Genomic DNA, 18183 nt, shown 5'->3' with positions numbered 1-18183 from the left:
GTCCCGCTTGCCTTTTTGCCGTTTTCCCCTATAAAGGCGCCATTCCACACGCGGGGTTCGGCTCTCCCACTTCCCTTTTAAGAGGGAAAACATAGGGTTAGTCGGTCCGGTGCGACCCTCCTTTGAAGGCTCAAGGGCGGTCGTTCACTCCCCGCGGAGGTTCAACCGGAAAAGGAGATAGGGTGTCATGGCACTCCCCGATTTTTCTATGCGTCAGCTTCTCGAGGCCGGTGTCCATTTCGGTCACCAGACCCACCGCTGGAACCCGAAGATGGAGAAGTTCCTCTTCGGCGACCGCAACAACATCCACATCATTGATCTCGCGCAGACGGTTCCGCTGCTGCACCAGGCCCTTCTCGCGGTGCGCGATGCGGTTGCCGGCGGCGGTCGCGTGCTTTTCGTCGGCACCAAGCGCCAGGCTTCCGAGCCGGTCGCTCAGGCCGCTCGGCAATGCGCCCAGTACTACATCAATCACCGCTGGCTCGGCGGCATGCTGACCAACTGGAAGACCATTTCGAACTCGATCCGCCGCCTGCGCGAACTCGATGAGATGCTCTCCGGTGAAGCGCGCGGCCTGACCAAGAAGGAAGTCCTGAACCTGACCCGCGAGCGCGACAAGCTCGAGCGCGCCATCGGCGGTATCAAGGACATGGGCGGTCTGCCGGATCTCATTTTCGTGATCGACACGAACAAGGAAGAGATTGCAATTCAAGAAGCCCGCAAGCTCGGCATCCCGGTCGTCGCCATTCTCGACTCGAACTCGAACCCGGATGGCATCGCCTATCCGGTGCCGGGCAATGACGACGCCGCCCGCGCGATCAGCCTTTATTGCGATCTCGTCTCGCGCGCCGTCATCGACGGTATCTCGCAGAGCCAGTCGGCTTCCGGCATCGACATCGGTGCTTCGGCCGAACCTGCGGCGGAAGAAGTTCCGGCAGTCGCCGAGTAATCGACGCTTTCGCATTGGCCCGGCTCCGGCTGGGCCAATTCAGGCTTTCAATGCCCCGCTGCGCAACCCGCAGGGGACGACAGACAATCGAGGATACAATGGCTGAGATCACCGCAAGCATGGTGAAGGAACTGCGCGAGAAGACCGGCGCAGGCATGATGGATTGCAAGTCGGCTCTGAACGAAGCCGGCGGCGACATGGAAGCAGCGATCGACTGGCTGCGGACGAAGGGTCTCGCCAAGGCCGCGAAGAAGGCCGGCCGCGTGGCAGCCGAAGGTCTGATCGGCGTCGTGGCGAACGGCACCGCTGGCGCCGTCGTCGAAGTGAACTCCGAAACCGACTTCGTGGCGCGCAACGAACAGTTCCAGAAGATGGTGACGGACATTGCGAAAGTCGCGCTCGAGAATGGCGGCGACTTCGACAAGCTCGTGGCCGCGAACTTCCCCGGCGCCTCGAAGTCCGTGAAGGACCACGTGACCGAAATGGTCGGCACCATCGGCGAGAACATGAATGTCCGCCGCGCCGGTTTCATCTCCGTGTCGGATGGCGCGGTTGCGGCCTATGTCCATAACCAGGTCGTGCCGGGCCTTGGTAAGATCGGTGTGCTGGTCGGCCTCGAGTCGACGGGCGACAAGGCGAAGCTCCTTGAGCTTGGCCGCCAGATCGCCATGCATATCGCGGCGACGAACCCGCTTTCGACCCGCAAGGAAGATCTGGATCCCACCGTTGTCGAGCGTGAGCGCAATGTGCTCATCGCCGAAGCGAAGGAATCCGGCCGCCCCGACAACATCATCGAAAAGATGGTCGAAGGCCGTATCCGCAAGTTCTACGAGGAAGTCGTGCTTCTTTCGCAGGCCTTCGTGATGAACCCCGACGATACGGTCGAAAAGGCCGTGAAAGCGGCCGAAGCGGGTGTCGGTGCCCCGATCACCGTGGTCGGTTTCGTCCGTTTCGCGCTCGGTGAGGGCATCGAAAAGGAAGAATCGGATTTCGCGGCGGAGGTTGCGGCTGCCGCTCGCGGCTGATAACCCGCCCGAAAGGCAGATTTGAGTACAACGCCCCCTTCGCCAGATGGTGTTGGGGGCGTTATTGTCTTGAGGGCACGCGGGGATTCGGAAAACCGGCCCGCCTTGCCCCATGCTTGAGTAAACAGGCCTTCCCGGCCGGTTATGACGGAACGGATGCCCATGCCCGAAAAACCGCTCTATTCCCGCGTTTTGCTCAAGGTCTCAGGCGAGGCCCTGATGGGTGACGGCCAGTACGGCATCGACATTGCGACCGTCGACCGGATTGCAGGCGACATAAAGGAAGCGGTCGAAGCGGGGGTGCAGGTCTGTCTCGTGATCGGCGGCGGCAACATCTTCCGCGGTCTTTCGGGCGCCGCCAAAGGCATGGAGCGCGCCAGTGCCGACTATATGGGCATGCTCGCGACCGTGATGAACGCGCTTGCCATGCAGACCGCGCTGGAAGCGATCGAGATTCCGACGCGCGTTCAGTCCGCAATCCCGATGACGACCGTCTGCGAGCCCTATATCCGCCGCCGGGCTGTGCGCCACATGGAAAAGGGCCGGGTCGTGATATTTGCAGCCGGTACCGGCAATCCCTTCTTCACCACCGACACGGCGGCCGCACTCCGCGCTGTAGAGATGGGATGTGACGCGCTTTTCAAGGGCACGCAGGTCGATGGCGTGTATTCGGCCGACCCCCATAAGGTGGCCAATGCCGAGCGCTACGAAAGGCTCACCTTCATGGACGTGCTGTCGCGTGACCTGAAGGTAATGGATGCCTCGGCCATCGCGCTGGCCCGCGAAAACAACATTCCGATTATCGTTTATTCCATCGATGAGCCGGGCGGCTTCGCCAGGGTTCTGAAAGGTGCAGGCCGTTGCACCGTGATTTCAAACGCTGCCTGAGCGGCGTGACACGGAAATAAGAAGGACAGGAAATGGCTAACGACAGCTTTGACATCGACGATACCGAACGCCGGATGCGCGGTGCGCTTCAGTCGCTGAAGCAGGAATTCGCGGGGCTCCGGACCGGGCGCGCGACGGCAAGCCTGCTGGAGCCCATCGTGGTCGAGGCCTATGGCCAGTCCATGCCGATCAACCAGGTAGGGACCATTGGCGTGCCGGAGCCGCGCATGCTCACGGTTCAGGTGTGGGACAAGAGCATGGTGGGCGCCGTGGAGAAGGCCATCCGCAGCTCGGGCCTGGGGCTCAACCCGGTCGTGGACGGAATGATGCTTCGCCTGCCGATTCCTGAGCTCAACCAGGAACGGCGTACGGAACTGACCAAGATCGCCGCCAAATATACCGAGCAGGCCCGGATCGCGGTCCGCAATGTCCGCCGCGATGCGATGGACGAACTGAAGCGCCTCGAAAAAGACTCACAGATGAGTCAGGACGATCACAAGAGCTGGTCCGAAAAGGTGCAAAAGCTGACAGACAAGGTGATCGGCGAGATCGATGCCGCCCTTGCGCACAAGGAGGCCGAGATCATGCAGGTCTGATGACCTGCGTGTTTCTGACCTGAGCGAGAGGTTGCCGTTAACCATATGATTTCCATTGAGGAAAAATTGGCGCCATGACGCTCACCTCCGGCCAAAAGATGAGCGAGGCCGCGCCGGGTAAACTGCCTCGGCACGTGGCCATCATCATGGATGGCAACGGCCGCTGGGCTGCCAAGCGCCATTTGCCGCGTGTCGCCGGGCACCGCCAGGGCGTCGAGGCGGTTCGTGTGATCGTGCGTGCGGCGGGCGAAATCGGCATCGAATATTTGACGCTCTATGGGTTCAGCTCGGAAAACTGGAAGCGCCCGGCCGAAGAGGTGAGCGACCTCATGGGGCTGCTCCGGCTCTTCATCCGCCGCGATCTTGCGGAACTGCATCAGAACGGGGTGCAGGTCCGTGTGATCGGCGACCGCGATCATCTCGACGCCGATATCGTGGCGCTGATCGACGAGGCCGAGGCCCTGACACGGGAGAACAGCCGGCTGAAGCTCCAGATCGCTTTCAATTATGGCGGCCAGAACGAAATCACCTCGGCCATGCGCCGGATCGCGCGCGAGGTGAAGGCGGGCAACCTCGACCCGGAAATGATCACGCCGGAAATTGTATCGGGCTTCCTCGATACGGCGGGTATTCCCGACCCCGACCTCATCATCCGCACCAGCGGCGAAAAACGCCTGTCCAACTTCCTGATCTGGCAGGGGGCCTATTCCGAACTCGTTTTCTCGGATGCCCTGTGGCCGGATTTCACGCCTGAAAGGTTGCGCGAGGCGGTCGACGAATATTGCAGCCGCAGCCGCCGTTTCGGGGGGCTCGATGCCCCGGTACCGGATGCCGGATCATGACCGATACAGCCGGCGAAATAGCCGCAAGCCGCACCGGTGATCTCAAGATACGCATCGCATCCGCCGCCGTTCTGGCGCCATTGGTACTTGCCGCGGTCTGGTTCGGCGGCTGGTTCTTCGCCGGCCTGCTGGCCATTGCCGCGGTGTTGATGGCGCGTGAAACAGCCGGCCTGCTTTTTGGAGAGGCGAGCCTCCGGAAATCGGCCCTTCTTGCCATCACCGCTCTCGTGGCGCTGGCGTTTGCAGTGGCGGGGCTGACGACGGCGGCGCTGGCTGCGGGCGCAGCGGGGCTTGCGTTTGCGCTGGCGGCGCGAAGCTGGACCGGGCAACCGCTATGGCCCGCCCTGATCGCCTATCCATATGTCGTCCTGCCGCTGGTCGCGCTGATCTGGCTGCGCGCCGATCCGGCGCTTGGACTCACGGTAATTTTCTGGCTGCTCGCAACTGTCTGGGCCATCGATATTTTTGCTTATTTCGCAGGCCGGTTTATCGGCGGACCGAAGCTGGCGCCGAAAATTTCGCCCAAGAAGACCTGGGCCGGTCTGATCGGCGGCATGGGCGGCGCCATAGCCGTGGCCGTCGCGACATGGATGTGGCTGGGCGCAGGCTCGCTGCTGGCGCTGATCGCCATTGCGATCGTGCTGACGGTCGTCGAACAGGCGGGCGACTTCGCTGAATCCGCCTTGAAACGCCGCGCGGGCGTCAAGGATTCCGGCACCCTCATTCCCGGACATGGCGGTATTCTCGACCGGGTGGACGGACTTGTGGCAGTTGCGCTTGGCGCTGCCCTGCTGGCCCTGATGAACGATGCGGCGAGCCCTGCCGCGGGGGTACTGATTTGGCCTTGAGCATCGCCGCCGATATCAATGAACGGGGGACACGCTCGCCGCAAGACGCCCGGCGCAGTGTCACCATTCTGGGCTCGACTGGCTCGATCGGGTGTTCAACGCTCGACCTGATCTCGCGTGACCGCGAACGCTTCGATCTTGTGGCGCTGACGGCGCACCGCAACGTGACCGCGCTCGTGGCCCAGGCACGCGAGTTCCGGCCTCGCCTTGCCGTGATCGCCGATGAGACGCACTACGCCGCATTGAAGGACGGCCTTGCCGGCACCGGGGTTGAAGCGGCGGCAGGCGAGGCGGCCGTCGAAGAGGCGGCTGGCCGCCCGGCCGACTGGGTGATGGCAAGCATTGTCGGGGCGGCCGGGCTTGCCCCGACGCTCGCCGCTGTCCGCCGCGGCGCCCATGTTGCGCTCGCCAACAAGGAGTGCTTGGTTTCGGCCGGTCCGCTGTTCCTGGCCGAAGTCAGGAAATCCGGCGCGATGCTCCTGCCTGTCGATTCCGAACACAATGCCATCTTTCAGGTGCTCGACACCGCGCAGCTCGAAACGGTCGACAAGATCGTGCTGACCGCCTCCGGCGGCCCGTTCCGGACCTGGAGTTTCGAGGAGATGGCGAAGGCGAGCCAGGCGCAGGCGGTCGCCCATCCACGCTGGGATATGGGAGCCAAGATCTCGGTCGATTCCGCCACCTTGATGAACAAGGGGCTGGAACTCATTGAAGCTCATTATCTTTTTCCGGTCGGCGAGCAGCGTCTTGACGTCATCATTCACCCGGAATCGATCATTCACAGCATGGTCGCCTATGTCGACGGATCGGTTCTGGCGCAGCTTGGTTCGCCCGATATGCGGACCCCCATCGCCTATGCGCTTGCATGGCCTGGCCGGATGGCCGCACCAACCGAGAAGCTCAATCTTGCGCAGATCGCCCGGTTAACCTTCGAAGAGCCTGATTTGCAACGGTTTCCGGCATTGAGCCTCGCCCGCGAAGCACTCCGGGCCGGGGGCGCCGCCCCGACGGTGCTGAATGCCGCCAATGAAGTGGCCGTGGAGGCATTTCTCGGCGGTGCAATAGGCTTTCTGGATATTGCGCGGCTGGCGGCCGATATAATGGCCGGAAATGCCGGGCGGAACGGCGCTCCCGCTGACCTGGACGGCGTTTACGAAATTGACAGAAACACCCGAATTCTTGCGCGCCAATGGGTGCAAAAGCATAGCCGCTGACGTAGTCTGTCAAAAGCAAGAGGCCCGGGAATCGACAATGCCACCGGGCTGGGTGTGTAGTGGGGGAACGGCAGAGTCTCGTCCGGTATCCGGATGGGCTGCCGCTCGTTGAGTGGGACAACAGCTTGAGCGTGATGGAACTGCTTGCCGGGATAGGAGGCTTCGGAGAGTCGCTCTGGAGCTATCTCATTCCCTTCCTCTTCGTGCTGACCATTGTGGTCTTCTTCCACGAGCTTGGTCATTTTTCGGTCGCGCGTTGGTTCGGTGTGAAAGTCGATGTTTTCTCGATCGGTTTCGGGCGGGAGATTTTCGGCTGGAACGACAGGCACGGCACGCGCTGGAAGGTGAGCTGGGTGCCGCTTGGCGGTTATGTGAAGTTCGCGGGCGACGAGAATGCCGCGAGCGTCCCGGATCGCGAGAAACTCGACGCCATCCCGGAAGACCAGAAGGCCGACCTTTTTCACTTCAAGCCGTTGCATCAGCGCGCCGCCGTCGTTGCAGCGGGGCCCATTGCCAATTTCATTCTCGCTATCGTCATTTTCGCCAGTGTGTTCACCTTTGTCGGCCGCCAGATCAGCACTCCGCTTGTCGGCGGGGTGGTCGACGGCAGCCCGGCAGCGGCGGCAGGCTTCATGGCCGGCGACCGGATTGTCTCGATTGACCGGAAGCGCGTAGACAGTTTCGAGGATATTCAGCGCTACGTTTCGACGACGACCTCGACCATGACATTCGGTGTTGAACGCGACGGCGGACAGCTCACATTGACCGCCACGCCCCAAGTGAATGAAATCACCGACCGGTTCGGGAATGTGCATCGCGTGCCGCAGCTTGGCATTCAGCACGGCGGGACGACAGAGGTGGTGCGGAGCAACCCGGTCGCTGCCATTTGGCAAGGCGTCAAGCAGACCGGCTTCATCGTTGAACAGACATTCGCCTATATCGGGCGCATGATTACCGGGCGGGAATCGGCGGACCAGCTTCGCGGACCCATCGGAATCGCGGAAACCTCGGGGCAGATCGCGACATTCGGTATCGTTGCGCTTCTGATGCTGACCGGGCTCCTTTCGGTCAGCATAGGTCTGTTGAACCTGTTTCCTGTGCCGCTCCTTGATGGCGGCCATCTTCTGTATTATGCGGTTGAGGCGGTGCGGGGGCGGCCGCTCGGCGAGGAAGCCCAGGAATACGGTTTCCGTATCGGCCTCGCGCTGGTCATGACATTGATGATATTTGCGACATGGAATGACCTGTCTCGTTTGCAGGTATTCTCGTTTCTTGGTGGTTTGTTCAGCTGATTGCCGCGATCTGACGGCAGCGCCGCAAAGTGCGACCTGGGTCGCGGTTGGGCGAAGATGAGAAGGTTAGGGGACAGGATGGGGCGACTGGCCGGCTATTTGACCAGAACGGCGCGCATCGCGGCAATGGCCGCGGCTTTGTTTGTTGTGCCGATTGTCGCAACCGGTTTGGCGGGGGCGGGCGGGCAAGCCCGCGCCGAGGCACCTTACATCACCGAAATTGTCGTGCAGGGCAACCAGCGCATCGAGTCCGGCACGGTCCGGACCTATATGCTGCTGATGCCTGGCATGCAGTATGACCCGCAGATTGCCGACGCCTCGCTGAAGCAGCTTTTTGGCACGGGCCTGTTTGCAGACGTGTCGATGCATCTCGATGGAACCCGGGTGATCGTGTCGGTCGTGGAAAACCCGATCATCAACCGTGTCGCCTTCGAAGGGAACAGTGCGATCAACGAAGACGATCTGCGGCAGGAAGTGCAACTTCAGCCGCGTACCGTCTACACGCGCGCGAAGGTGCAGAGCGACGTCACACGCCTGATCGAACTCTACCGCCGTGGCGGCAGGTTCTCGGCAACGGTCGATCCAAAGATCATCCAGCTGCCGCAGAACCGCGTCGATCTGGTATTTGAGATCACCGAAGGCCCCAAGACAAAGATCGCGTCGATCAATTTCATCGGCAACACCAAATTCAGCGACGGCAAGTTGCGGGAAGTCATCTCCACCAGCGAATCCGCCTGGTGGAAGTTTCTGTCCTCTTCCGACAGCTATGACCCCGACCGCCTGACCTATGACCGCGAATTGCTTCGCCGCTACTATCTGCAGCGCGGCTATGCCGACTTCCGGGTCGTGTCGGCCATCGCCGATCTGCGGCGTGACGACTCCGCCTTCCACATCACGTTCACGGTCGACGAAGGCGATATCTACGAGTTTGGCGAAGTCATCGTCACGACTGAACTCGACAAGTTGAATATGGCAGAACTTGAGGCTCTGCTCCTTCCGAAGACCGGCGACATCTACAACGCAGGATTGATCGACAAGACGCTTGATGATCTCACCTATGCGGCCGGCACGAGCGGCTATGCCTTTGCCGAAGTGCGCCCGCGGGTTCGGCGGCGCACCGACGAGAAGGTGATCGACCTCACCTTTCAGATCACCGAAGGCCCTCGCGTTTATGTCGAGCGTATCAATATCACGGGCAACTCCCGCACGCTGGACAAGGTGGTCCGGCGGCAGATGCGCATGTCGGAAGGCGACGCCTTCAACAAGGTTCTGCTCGACCGCTCCGAGAAGAACATTCGCGCGCTTGGATATTTTGCGAAAGTCGACATCTCTCAGGACCCTGGCACCGAACCCGACAAGACCGTGATCAATGTCGACGTTCAGGAGCAGTCGACGGGCTCGCTGTCCTTGAGTGCCGGTTTCTCGACGCTCGACAATGCGGTGGCCGGCATCCAGCTTTCGGAACGCAACTTCCTGGGCCGCGGACTGCAGCTCAGCACCAGCCTGTCGATTTCGAAGCGCAGGCAGCTGATCGATTTCCGCTATACCGATCCCTACTTCCTCGACCGCAATCTGGTTGGCGGCTTTGATTTGTTCGGCAGCGAAACGAACTATCAGAACGAGTCCTCGTTCAACTCGCGTTCGCAGGGCTTTGGCCTGCGCTTCGGCTTCCCGCTCTCGGACAAGTCCAGGTTCCTCGCCCGCTATCAGTTCCGGTATGACGAGATTTTCGACGTACATCCGAACGCTTCAAACATCGTCAAGGCGGCCGAAGGCGAGAAATACCGTTCGATCATCGGTTACGACTACTACTACGACAACCGGAATGATCCGGTCGATCCGACAGGCGGCTGGGACTTCCTCTTTACGCAGAATTTCGCCGGTGTCGGCGGCAATGTCCGCTACATTTCGAACGAGGTTCTGGCTCGCTTCTATTATCAGCTTACAGAGGGTTTCCTGACGAGCTGGAAACTGGACGGCGGATATACGCACGGAATCGGACAGGAAGTGCCACTGGCCGACCATTTCTTCAAGGGCGGCAACACGATCCGAGGTTTCGCACGTGGTGGTGTCGGTCCTCGCGACCTGTCCTCGCCAAACAATGATGCCGTCGGCGCGCTCGCCTATGTTTTCGGTACGGCGGAACTGTCGTTCCCCAACGGACTGCCGGACGCGCTGGGCGTAAGGACTTCGGTGTTTGTGGACGGCGGTTACATCGGTATCGCTGACTACGATTCCACCCTGTACCCGGGTGTCATCGATGATTTTGCGCCGCGCGCATCGGTTGGTGTCAGCCTTTACTGGCAGTCGCCGTTCGGCCCGATCCGCCTCGACTTCGCCCATGTGCTGGTCGAAGAACCTTACGACCAAAAGGAATCGTTCCGCTTCAGCGCGGGTACTTCGTTCTGATCCGGGCTGCCGGGGGGCAGCCTGCAACAAGACCAATGAGGGATGCTCTGAAATGAGTTTCAAGTTGAGTGTTAAGCGTATCGCTGCCGTTGCAGCACTTGCCTTTGGGATGAGCCTTGCTGTGGCTCCGGCGCAGGCGGTTGGCCCGGCCGTAATTCTTGTTGTGGATACGCAAGCCGTATTCGCGCAGTCGAAGGCCGGTCAGAGCATCCGCAGCCAGTATGAAGAGCAGGCCAAGAAGATCATGGCCGATGGCAAGAAGACGGATGATGCGCTTCAGGCTGACGCCAAGAAGCTCTCCGATGAGCGCGCTCTGCTGTCGCAGGAAGATCTCCAGAAGCGGGTTCAGAGCCTTCAGCAGCGCAATGTCGAGTTCCAGCAGTCCATGCAGATCAAGCAGCAGGGGCTGCAGCTTGGCGTACAGCGTGCCGAGGCGCAGGTTGAAGCCGCGCTTCGCCCGATATTTGCCGAGATCATGAAAGAGAAGGGCGGCACCATTCTGCTCGACCAGGCTGTGGTGCTTGCCGGTGGCGCCGATCTCGATATTTCGGCAGAAGTCCTGAAGCGTCTCAATGAAAAGCTTGCAAAGGTGGACGTGAAGGCGCTGACGAAGGAAGAAATCGAAGCGGCCCAGAAGGCGGCAAGCGGACAGTAATACTTCGAATGCACTGGCGGGCCGCTTAGGTGGCCCGGATGCGGTTTCTATGGCGGACGAGCGGTTCTTTACTCCGGGAAAGGCCTTGCCACTCAGGGATTTGGCAAGCCGGACCGGTGCGGCTGTCGTTCCGGGTGCTGACGCGGACTATCTGATTGAAGGGGTCGCACCGCTTGATTTGGCGGGGCCTGGCGAAGTCAGCTTTCTCGACAACCCGAAATACGCAGCGGCCTTTGAGAGGACGAAGGCCGCTGCATGTTTTGTCCATCCGAAATTTGCCGAGCGGGCGCCGAAGGGCGTGTTGCTTCTCCTGACCGAGCAGCCCTACAGGTCGTATGCTCTAGCTGCGCAGGCTTTCCATCCCGACGCGACGCATGGCTGCGATACATTCGGCAATCGAGGATCGGTTGACCCCCGTGCCTGCGTTCACGAGACGGCCAGGCTGGGAGAAAATGTGACCATCGAACCGGGTGCGTCTATCGGTGCTCACGCTGAAGTCGGCCGGAACACGATTGTTGGAAGCAATACAAGCATTGGCAAAGGCTGCACTGTCGGCAAGGATTGCTTCGTCGCGCCGAACGTAACTGTCAGCCATGCCCATATTGGCGACCGGGTGATCATCCATCCAGGCGTGCGCATCGGTCAGGATGGTTTTGGATTTGCAATGGGCTATCCGAAACACGAGAAGGTGCCGCAGCTCGGCCGCGTCATCATTCAGGACGATGTTGAAATCGGCGCAAATACGACCATTGATCGCGGCGCCGGTCCGGATACGGTAATTGGTGAGGGAACCAAGATCGATAATCTTGTTCAGATCGGTCACAACGTGGAAGTCGGCAGGGGATGCGTGATCGTTGCGCAGACAGGTATTGCGGGCAGCGCCAAACTCGGTGACTTTGTTGTTCTCGCGGCGCAGGTTGGCGTAACCGGCCATCTCACCGTCAATAGCGGTGCGCAGATCGCGGCGCGAGGCGCCGTCGTACATGATGTTCCTGCCGGCCAGCAATATGGCGGCGTGCCGGCGCGACCCATAGCGGAGTGGCGCCGCGAAGTGGTTGAGCTCCGGAAGCTTGGACGGCGTCCGAAACGGACGGCAAAGACAGACGAATAGCGACGAGCAATCTTGGAAGGATGAACGTATGAGCGAGGCTAAGGCGCCGGAAAAGCTCGATAGTGCCGATATAAAGCGGGTTCTTGAGCTTCTTCCCCATCGTTATCCCATGCTGATGATCGATCGCATCGTCGATATGAAACGTGATGAATTTGCCATTGGCATCAAGAACGTGACGAATAACGAACCGTTCTTCCAGGGACATTTTCCCGGCCATCCGGTGATGCCGGGCGTTCTGATCGTCGAGGCTATGGCGCAAACCGCGGGCGCGCTTGTCATCAACCATCTCGGAACCTCCGGCAGTAACCAGCTCGTCTATTTCATGACGGTGGACCGCGCCAAATTCCGCAAACCGGTAGTGCCAGGGGATGTGCTGGAATTGCACATGACGAAACTGCAGAGCCGCGGTTCGGTCTGGAAATATCACGGTGAGGGCCGGGTGAACGGTCAGCTGGTCGCCGAATGCGATATTGGTGCGATGATCGCGGGTGCATCAGCAAAATGACAAATATTCATCCGACAGCGATAGTCGATCCGAAGGCGCAGGTGGCGCCCGGCGTCACTGTCGGTCCCTATTGCGTCGTCGGCGCCAATGTGGTGCTCGATGATGGCGTTGTCCTTCATTCGCATGTGGTGGTCGAGGGACGAACGACGATCGGCGCGCGGACACAGATTTATCCTTTCGCTTCAATCGGTCATGCGCCGCAGGATCTGAAGTTCAAAGGCGAGCCGAGCCGTCTTGAAATCGGCACGGACAATCTCATCCGCGAACATGTGACCATGAATCCCGGCACCGAAGGCGGCGGCATGGTAACGCGCGTGGGCAACCACTGCGCTTTTCTGACGGCATCGCATGTCGGCCATGACTCGATTGTCGGCGATCATGTCGTGTTCTCGAACAATGTGATGCTCGCCGGACACTGCAAGATCGACGACTATGTGATCTTTGGCGGCGGCGCTGCGCTTCATCAGTTCGGTCGTGTTGGCAAGCATGCATTTGTCGGTGGCATGAGCGCTGTCGAGAACGATGTCATTCCCTACGGCCTTGTGGTCGGCAATCGCGCCCATCTCATGGGGCTCAACCTGATTGGCCTGAAACGCCGCGGTTTCACGCGGGAGCAGATCCAGGCCATGCGCGAAGCCTATTCTCTTCTTTTTGCGGAGCAAGGCACGCTACGGGATCGCGTGGAAGAGGCGGCGGAGCGTTTCGCCGACAAACCGGAAGTCATGGAAATCGTGAATTTCATCCGTTCGGAATCGGACCGCGCGATCTGTATGCCCCGTTCTGAACGAGCGGCCTGATCGCTCTCATGGCGACCCATGAAAAACTTCGAAAGCTAGGTATAGCCGCCGGTAGCGGCCCATTGCCCGAGTCGCTGGCAGAAGCCGCGCTCGCCGCCGGCCGGGAAGTCTTCATCGTCGGCATCGAAGGGGCCGCCGGGAAGGGAATCGAACGTTTTCCGCATGCCTGGGTCCGTATAGGTGCGATGGGCGAATTCCTCCGCTTGCTGAAGGAGAATGGCTGCGAGGATATTGTCTTGATCGGCGGTGTGAAGCGGCCGAGCCTTGCGGCCATCTTGCCGGACAAGACCGGACGGCAACTCATGCCGCGTGTCGCGCGCTGGCTGATGCAGGGTGACGATGGGCTCCTTCGTGGACTTGCCGAATACTTCGAAACGGAACACGGATTCCGCGTAATCGGTGCGCATGAAGTGGCGGGCGAGCTGCTCGCGCCGGAGGCAGTTCTCACGCGCGTGTTGCCAACGGCCGAACAGGATATCGACATCGATATCGCGATCCGTGCAGTACTCGCCATCGGTGCCCTCGACATCGGGCAAGGCGCGGTCGCATGCCGCGGCGTGGTTCTGGCGCTCGAAGCCGCCGAGGGAACGGATCGGATGCTCGAGCGCATCGTGACATTGCCGCCGGAAATGCGCGGGCGGGACGGAGCGCGCGAAGGCGTTCTCGTGAAGTTGTCGAAGCCCGGGCAGGAGCGGCGTGTGGACATGCCGACCATCGGCGTGAAGACTGTCGAGAATGTCGCCGCCTCCGGTCTTGCCGGCATCGCCGTGGAGGCGGGCGGTGCATTGATCGTCGATGGCGAGGCCGTGGCGCGCGCGGCCAACAAGGCGGGCATATTTGTCGTCGGCCTCGGCCGCGCTCGAATTGAAAAGGCGCGGGCGTGACCGGCGCTGCGAGACATGTGATGCTCGTGGCCGGAGAAACCTCCGGCGATGTTCTCGGCGCCGGTTTGATGGATGCACTGGTCGCGCAATCCGTGGTGCCATTGCGATTTTCCGGCGTGGGTGGCCCTGAAATGGAAGCGCGTGGGATCTCGTCGATTTTCCCCATGTCCGATATTGCCGTCATGGGCCCGCGCGAAATCATTCCACGCCTGCCTCTTATTTTTCGCCGGATCTGGCAAACGGTGCGTCATGCCGTGGAGGAGAAGCCCGATATTGTGGTGGTGATCGACAGCCCCGAATTCACGCATATGGTTGCGAAGCGGATTGCGCGCCGTGCGCCGGGTGTTCCCATCGTCGACTATGTGCTGCCAAGCGTCTGGGCCTGGCGGCAGGGCCGCGCCCGGGCGATGAAAAACTATATCAGCCGCGTCCTTGCGCTTTTGCCCTTCGAGCCTCGCTTCCTTAAGACTGTCGGCGTCGATTGCGTCTATGTCGGGCATCCCGCGATCGAACGATTGCCGGAGCCAGGCAGCGGCACCCGATTCCGTGATCGTCACGGCATTTCGCCGGACGCACCCCTGCTTCTCGTTCTGCCCGGCAGCCGTGTAAATGAGGTAAAGCATCTCGTGGGCATATTCGGCGACGCAGTCCGCAAACTCTCGGCCGAGATGCCCGGACTGCGCGTTGTCGTGCCTGCCGTTCCACATGTCCGCCCACTTATCGAGGCATCGGTGGCGAAATGGGGCATGGCCGTCGACGTCGTCGCCGGTGAGGATGAGAAGCGCGCGGTCTTCGATGCCGCGACCGCCGCGCTTGCCGCCTCCGGCACCGTATCGCTCGAGCTTGCTCTCGCGCGGGTGCCAATGGTCATCGCCTATCGCGCCGAGGCGATTGTCGGCTGGTTCGCGCTCAATGTGCTGAAAATTCCCTCGGTCGTGCTCGTCAACCTGATCCTCGACCGGCCATCTGTGCGGGAATATCTGCACAGCCGGTGCACGGCCGATGAGCTGGTGGACGGCCTGCGGCCGCTGCTGTCGGATACGGCCGAACGCCGCCGCGCTATTGCTGATCTTGAGGAAGTGCGCTCGCAAATGGGCGTTGGCGGTGAAAGCCCGAACAGCCGCGCCGCCAAAGCCGTCCTCGAACTCCTCTGAACGAAAAAAGGGCGCTTCCGAAGAAGCGCCCTTCATGGCCTCTCGCCGAAACGAGCGCTTACTTGCGCTTGCCCATGTCAACATAGTCGCGCTGCGCTGCGCCCGTGTAGAGCTGGCGCGGGCGGCCGATGCGCTGGCCCGGATCCTCGATCATCTCGTTCCACTGCGCGACCCAGCCGACCGTGCGGGCGAGCGCGAAGAGAACGGTGAACATGGTGGTGGGGAAGCCCATCGCCTTCAGCGTGATGCCCGAATAGAAGTCGATATTCGGATAGAGCTTTTTTTCGATGAAGTACTCGTCATTGAGCGCGATCCGCTCGAGTTCGAGCGCGACGTCCAGAAGCGGATCGTCCTTGATGCCCAGCACTTTCAGCACTTCATGGCAGGTCTGCTGCATCACGCGGGCGCGCGGGTCGTAGTTCTTGTAGACACGGTGACCGAAGCCCATCAAACGGAACGGGTCGTTCTTGTCTTTCGCCTTCTTGACGAATTCAGGGATGCGATCGACCGTGCCGATTTCCTGCAGCATGTTGAGTGCGGCTTCGTTGGCGCCGCCATGAGCGGGGCCCCAGAGGCAGGCGATACCGGCCGCGATGCAGGCGAACGGATTGGCGCCCGACGAACCGGCGAGGCGCACGGTCGAGGTCGAGGCGTTCTGCTCGTGATCGGCATGAAGGATGAAGATGCGGTCCATCGCGCGGGCGAGGATCGGGTCCACCTTGTATTCTTCCGCCGGAACCGAGAAGCACATGTGGAGGAAGTTGTCGGCATAACCGAGGCTGTTCTTCGGATAGACGACCGGCTGGCCGACCGAATATTTATACGCCATCGAGGCTATGGTCGGAATCTTGGCGATCAGTCGGCGGCTCGCGATCATGCGCTGCAACGGGTCGTTGATGTCCGTCGAGTCGTGATAGAAGGCCGACAGCGCGCCGACCATACCGCACATGATGGCCATGGGGTGCGCGTCGCGCCGGAAACCGCGCAGGAAGAACTGCATCTGCTCATGCACCATGGTGTGCATGGTGATGGCGCGCTCGAACTCGCTGTACTGCGACGAGGTCGGCAGTTCGCCATTCAGCAGCAGATAGCAGGTTTCGAGGAAATTCCCCTTCTCCGCGAGCTGGTCGATCGGATAGCCGCGATAAAGCAGGATGCCTTCTTCACCGTCGATATAGGTGATGTCGGACTCGCAGCTCGCCGTGGAGGTGAAACCCGGATCGTAGGTGAAAGCGCCGCTCTTGCCGTAGAGCGAAGAGATGTCGATGACGCTCGGGCCAAGCGAACCGCTATAGACCGGCAACTCGTAAGACTTGCCATCCACCGAGAGCGTCGCCTGGGATTTCGCTCCAGCTTTGGTTCCGAATTCAGTCATGCCTGCCTACCTGTCCTGTTTTGCCGGCCGGAGCGCTGCTTCAGGGCAGCAAGCCGGGCGGATTCGTTCAACATCATCATGTCTTGTCGCATTCGCCGGTGCAAAGCCCGGTTCATGCGGCCTGATCCTTTATCCGCGCCAGCGCTTCATCCCTGCCAAGGGTGGCCAGCACATCGAAAATGGGCGGCGATATGGTACTACCGGTCACGGCCGCGCGAAGCGGTTGCGCCACCTTGCCGAGCTTCAGATTTTCTTCTTCGGCGAAGGCGCGGATCTCCGCTTCTATGTGTTCCAGTTGCCAATCATTGTGCGTCTCGAGCCGGGAGACGAGGCGGGCGAGCAAGGCGCGGGCCTCGGCGTTCAGAAGCTGGGCTGCCTTGTCGTCGCAGGACAGGGGCCGCTGCGCCAGCAGGAAGGCTGCACCCTGACCGAGTTCGACCAGCGTCTTGGCGCGCTCCTTGAGGCCGGGCATGAGCGCGATGAGCTTCTGACGGAAAGCGTCGTCTGTTTTCCAGCCGTTGAGTCTTGCCATCAGCGCGATGGTTTCGTCGGCCAGTCGCTCGTCGCTTGCTTCGCGAATATAGTGTCCATTCAGATTTTCGAGTTTGGCAAAGTCGAAACGCGCAGGCGACCGGCCGATGCTGCCGAGATTGAACCACTCGATGGCCTGTTCGGTGGAGAAAATCTCGTCGTCGCCATGGCTCCAGCCGAGCCGCACGAGATAGTTCCGCATGGCCTCAGGCAGATAGCCGAGGTCGCGATAGGCTTCCGCGCCCAGCGCGCCATGGCGCTTGGAAAGTTTTGCGCCATCAGGCCCGTGAATCAGCGGGACATGGGCGAATTCGGGCGTTGCCCAGCCGAGCGCTGCATAAATCTGGCCTTGACGGCCGGCATTGGTCAGGTGGTCGTCCCCACGGATGATATGGGTGATGCCCATATCGTGGTCGTCCACGACGACCGAAAGATTGTAGGTCGGCGTACCGTCGCTGCGCAGGATGATGAGATCGTCAAGCTGCTCATTCGGGAAGCGGACGTCGCCCATCACATGATCGCGGACCACGGTTTCGCCTTCGTCTGGCGAGCGGAAGCGAACCACAGGCTTTACACCGGCAGGTGCTTCCGATGGATCGCGGTCGCGCCAGCGTCCGTCATAGCGGATGGGCCGACCTTCTGCGCGGGCCTTCTCGCGCATTTCCTCAAGCTCTTCGGGGCTGGCATAGCAGTAATAGGCCTTGCCTGTGGCAAGCAGCTCTTCGGCGACTTCCCGATGCCGCGCACTGCGAGAGAACTGGAAGATCGGCTCTCCGTCCCATTCGAGCCCGAGCCAGCGCAATCCTTCGAAAATTGCGTCGATGGCCTCATCGGTCGAGCGCTCGCGGTCCGTATCCTCGATGCGTAGCAGGAAGCGGCCGCCATGATGGCGGGCGAAGAGCCAATTGAACAAAGCCGTCCGCGCCCCGCCAATATGGAGATATCCAGTCGGCGAGGGAGCAAAGCGGGTAATGACGGTCTTCGTATCGGTCATGGTCTCCTGCGATCCGGCCTCGCAGCCGCACGGGTAGGCAACACGCTAGAATGTTGGCAAGCTTTGACCCTGTTATGGGCAAGAACCCTGGGGCCTGCTGCGGGGCAGGGGGAT

17 protein-coding genes are annotated in these 18183 nt (G+C 60.9%); 15 read left to right on the top strand and 2 right to left on the bottom strand.

From position 1 onward, the window contains the following. Positions 1 to 187 precede the first annotated feature (187 nt). From rpsB to lpxB, 15 genes are all read left to right on the top strand, one after another. Positions 188 to 949, top strand: a complete 762-nt coding sequence (gene rpsB / locus ACK4FH_RS13155; RefSeq protein WP_409814447.1) for a 30S ribosomal protein S2 — start codon at positions 188 to 190, stop codon at positions 947 to 949. Positions 950 to 1047: 98 nt separating this feature from the next. Beyond that, the gene (tsf, locus tag ACK4FH_RS13150) at positions 1048 to 1974 is read left to right on the top strand and encodes a translation elongation factor Ts (RefSeq protein WP_409814445.1); all 927 of its coding nucleotides are present in this window, start codon (positions 1048 to 1050) and stop codon (positions 1972 to 1974) included. Positions 1975 to 2136: 162 nt separating this feature from the next. Beyond that, the gene (gene pyrH, locus ACK4FH_RS13145; RefSeq protein WP_409814443.1) at positions 2137 to 2862 is read left to right on the top strand and encodes a UMP kinase; all 726 of its coding nucleotides are present in this window, start codon (positions 2137 to 2139) and stop codon (positions 2860 to 2862) included. Between the two features lie 32 nt (positions 2863 to 2894). Then, positions 2895 to 3458, top strand: a complete 564-nt coding sequence (gene frr / locus ACK4FH_RS13140; RefSeq protein ID WP_409814441.1) for a ribosome recycling factor — start codon at positions 2895 to 2897, stop codon at positions 3456 to 3458. Between the two features lie 74 nt (positions 3459 to 3532). Further along, positions 3533 to 4300: an isoprenyl transferase gene (locus ACK4FH_RS13135; protein WP_409814440.1), complete on the top strand. Its 768-nt coding sequence runs from the start codon at positions 3533 to 3535 to the stop codon at positions 4298 to 4300. Continuing rightward, positions 4297 to 5148, top strand: coding sequence for a phosphatidate cytidylyltransferase (locus ACK4FH_RS13130; RefSeq protein WP_409814438.1), 852 nt, complete (start codon positions 4297 to 4299; stop codon positions 5146 to 5148). The genes ACK4FH_RS13135 and ACK4FH_RS13130 overlap by 4 nt, the downstream gene beginning before the upstream one ends. Then, entirely contained in the window at positions 5139 to 6362 is a 1224-nt protein-coding gene (locus tag ACK4FH_RS13125; protein ID WP_409814436.1) for a 1-deoxy-D-xylulose-5-phosphate reductoisomerase, read from the top strand. The genes ACK4FH_RS13130 and ACK4FH_RS13125 overlap by 10 nt, the downstream gene beginning before the upstream one ends. A gap of 134 nt (positions 6363 to 6496) precedes the next feature. Then, positions 6497 to 7654: an RIP metalloprotease RseP gene (gene rseP / locus ACK4FH_RS13120; protein ID WP_409815301.1), complete on the top strand. Its 1158-nt coding sequence runs from the start codon at positions 6497 to 6499 to the stop codon at positions 7652 to 7654. Next, positions 7655 to 10063: an outer membrane protein assembly factor BamA gene (bamA, locus tag ACK4FH_RS13115; RefSeq protein WP_409814434.1), complete on the top strand. Its 2409-nt coding sequence runs from the start codon at positions 7655 to 7657 to the stop codon at positions 10061 to 10063. A 52-nt stretch (positions 10064 to 10115) separates the two neighbouring features. After that, positions 10116 to 10718, top strand: a complete 603-nt coding sequence (locus ACK4FH_RS13110) for an OmpH family outer membrane protein (RefSeq protein ID WP_409814431.1) — start codon at positions 10116 to 10118, stop codon at positions 10716 to 10718. A 49-nt stretch (positions 10719 to 10767) separates the two neighbouring features. Next, positions 10768 to 11829 carry a UDP-3-O-(3-hydroxymyristoyl)glucosamine N-acyltransferase gene (gene lpxD, locus ACK4FH_RS13105; protein WP_409814429.1) on the top strand — a complete coding sequence of 354 codons (1062 nt, stop codon included), beginning with the start codon at positions 10768 to 10770 and terminating at the stop codon, positions 11827 to 11829. A 28-nt stretch (positions 11830 to 11857) separates the two neighbouring features. Then, entirely contained in the window at positions 11858 to 12334 is a 477-nt protein-coding gene (fabZ, locus tag ACK4FH_RS13100) for a 3-hydroxyacyl-ACP dehydratase FabZ (protein WP_409814426.1), read from the top strand. Further along, positions 12331 to 13131, top strand: coding sequence for an acyl-ACP--UDP-N-acetylglucosamine O-acyltransferase (gene lpxA, locus ACK4FH_RS13095; RefSeq protein ID WP_409814425.1), 801 nt, complete (start codon positions 12331 to 12333; stop codon positions 13129 to 13131). Before fabZ ends, lpxA begins: the two co-directional genes overlap by 4 nt. Before the next feature lie 8 nt (positions 13132 to 13139). Next, entirely contained in the window at positions 13140 to 14015 is an 876-nt protein-coding gene (locus tag ACK4FH_RS13090; RefSeq protein ID WP_409814422.1) for an LpxI family protein, read from the top strand. Between the two features lie 20 nt (positions 14016 to 14035). Beyond that, positions 14036 to 15169, top strand: a complete 1134-nt coding sequence (lpxB, locus tag ACK4FH_RS13085) for a lipid-A-disaccharide synthase (protein WP_409814420.1) — start codon at positions 14036 to 14038, stop codon at positions 15167 to 15169. A 58-nt stretch (positions 15170 to 15227) separates the two neighbouring features. Here the strand turns inward: lpxB and gltA are convergent, their stop codons facing one another. After that, positions 15228 to 16544, bottom strand: a complete 1317-nt coding sequence (gene gltA, locus ACK4FH_RS13080) for a citrate synthase (protein WP_409814418.1) — start codon at positions 16542 to 16544, stop codon at positions 15228 to 15230. Positions 16545 to 16656: 112 nt separating this feature from the next. Continuing rightward, entirely contained in the window at positions 16657 to 18069 is a 1413-nt protein-coding gene (gene gltX, locus ACK4FH_RS13075) for a glutamate--tRNA ligase (RefSeq protein ID WP_409814415.1), read from the bottom strand. Positions 18070 to 18183 lie beyond the last annotated feature (114 nt).

The sequence above is a fragment of the Parvibaculum sp. genome (assembly GCF_046297875.1).
GTDB lineage: Bacteria > Pseudomonadota > Alphaproteobacteria > Parvibaculales > Parvibaculaceae > Parvibaculum.
The sequence above is the reverse complement of the archived record's forward strand: the minus strand, read 5'-3'. Positions and strand labels throughout refer to the sequence as shown.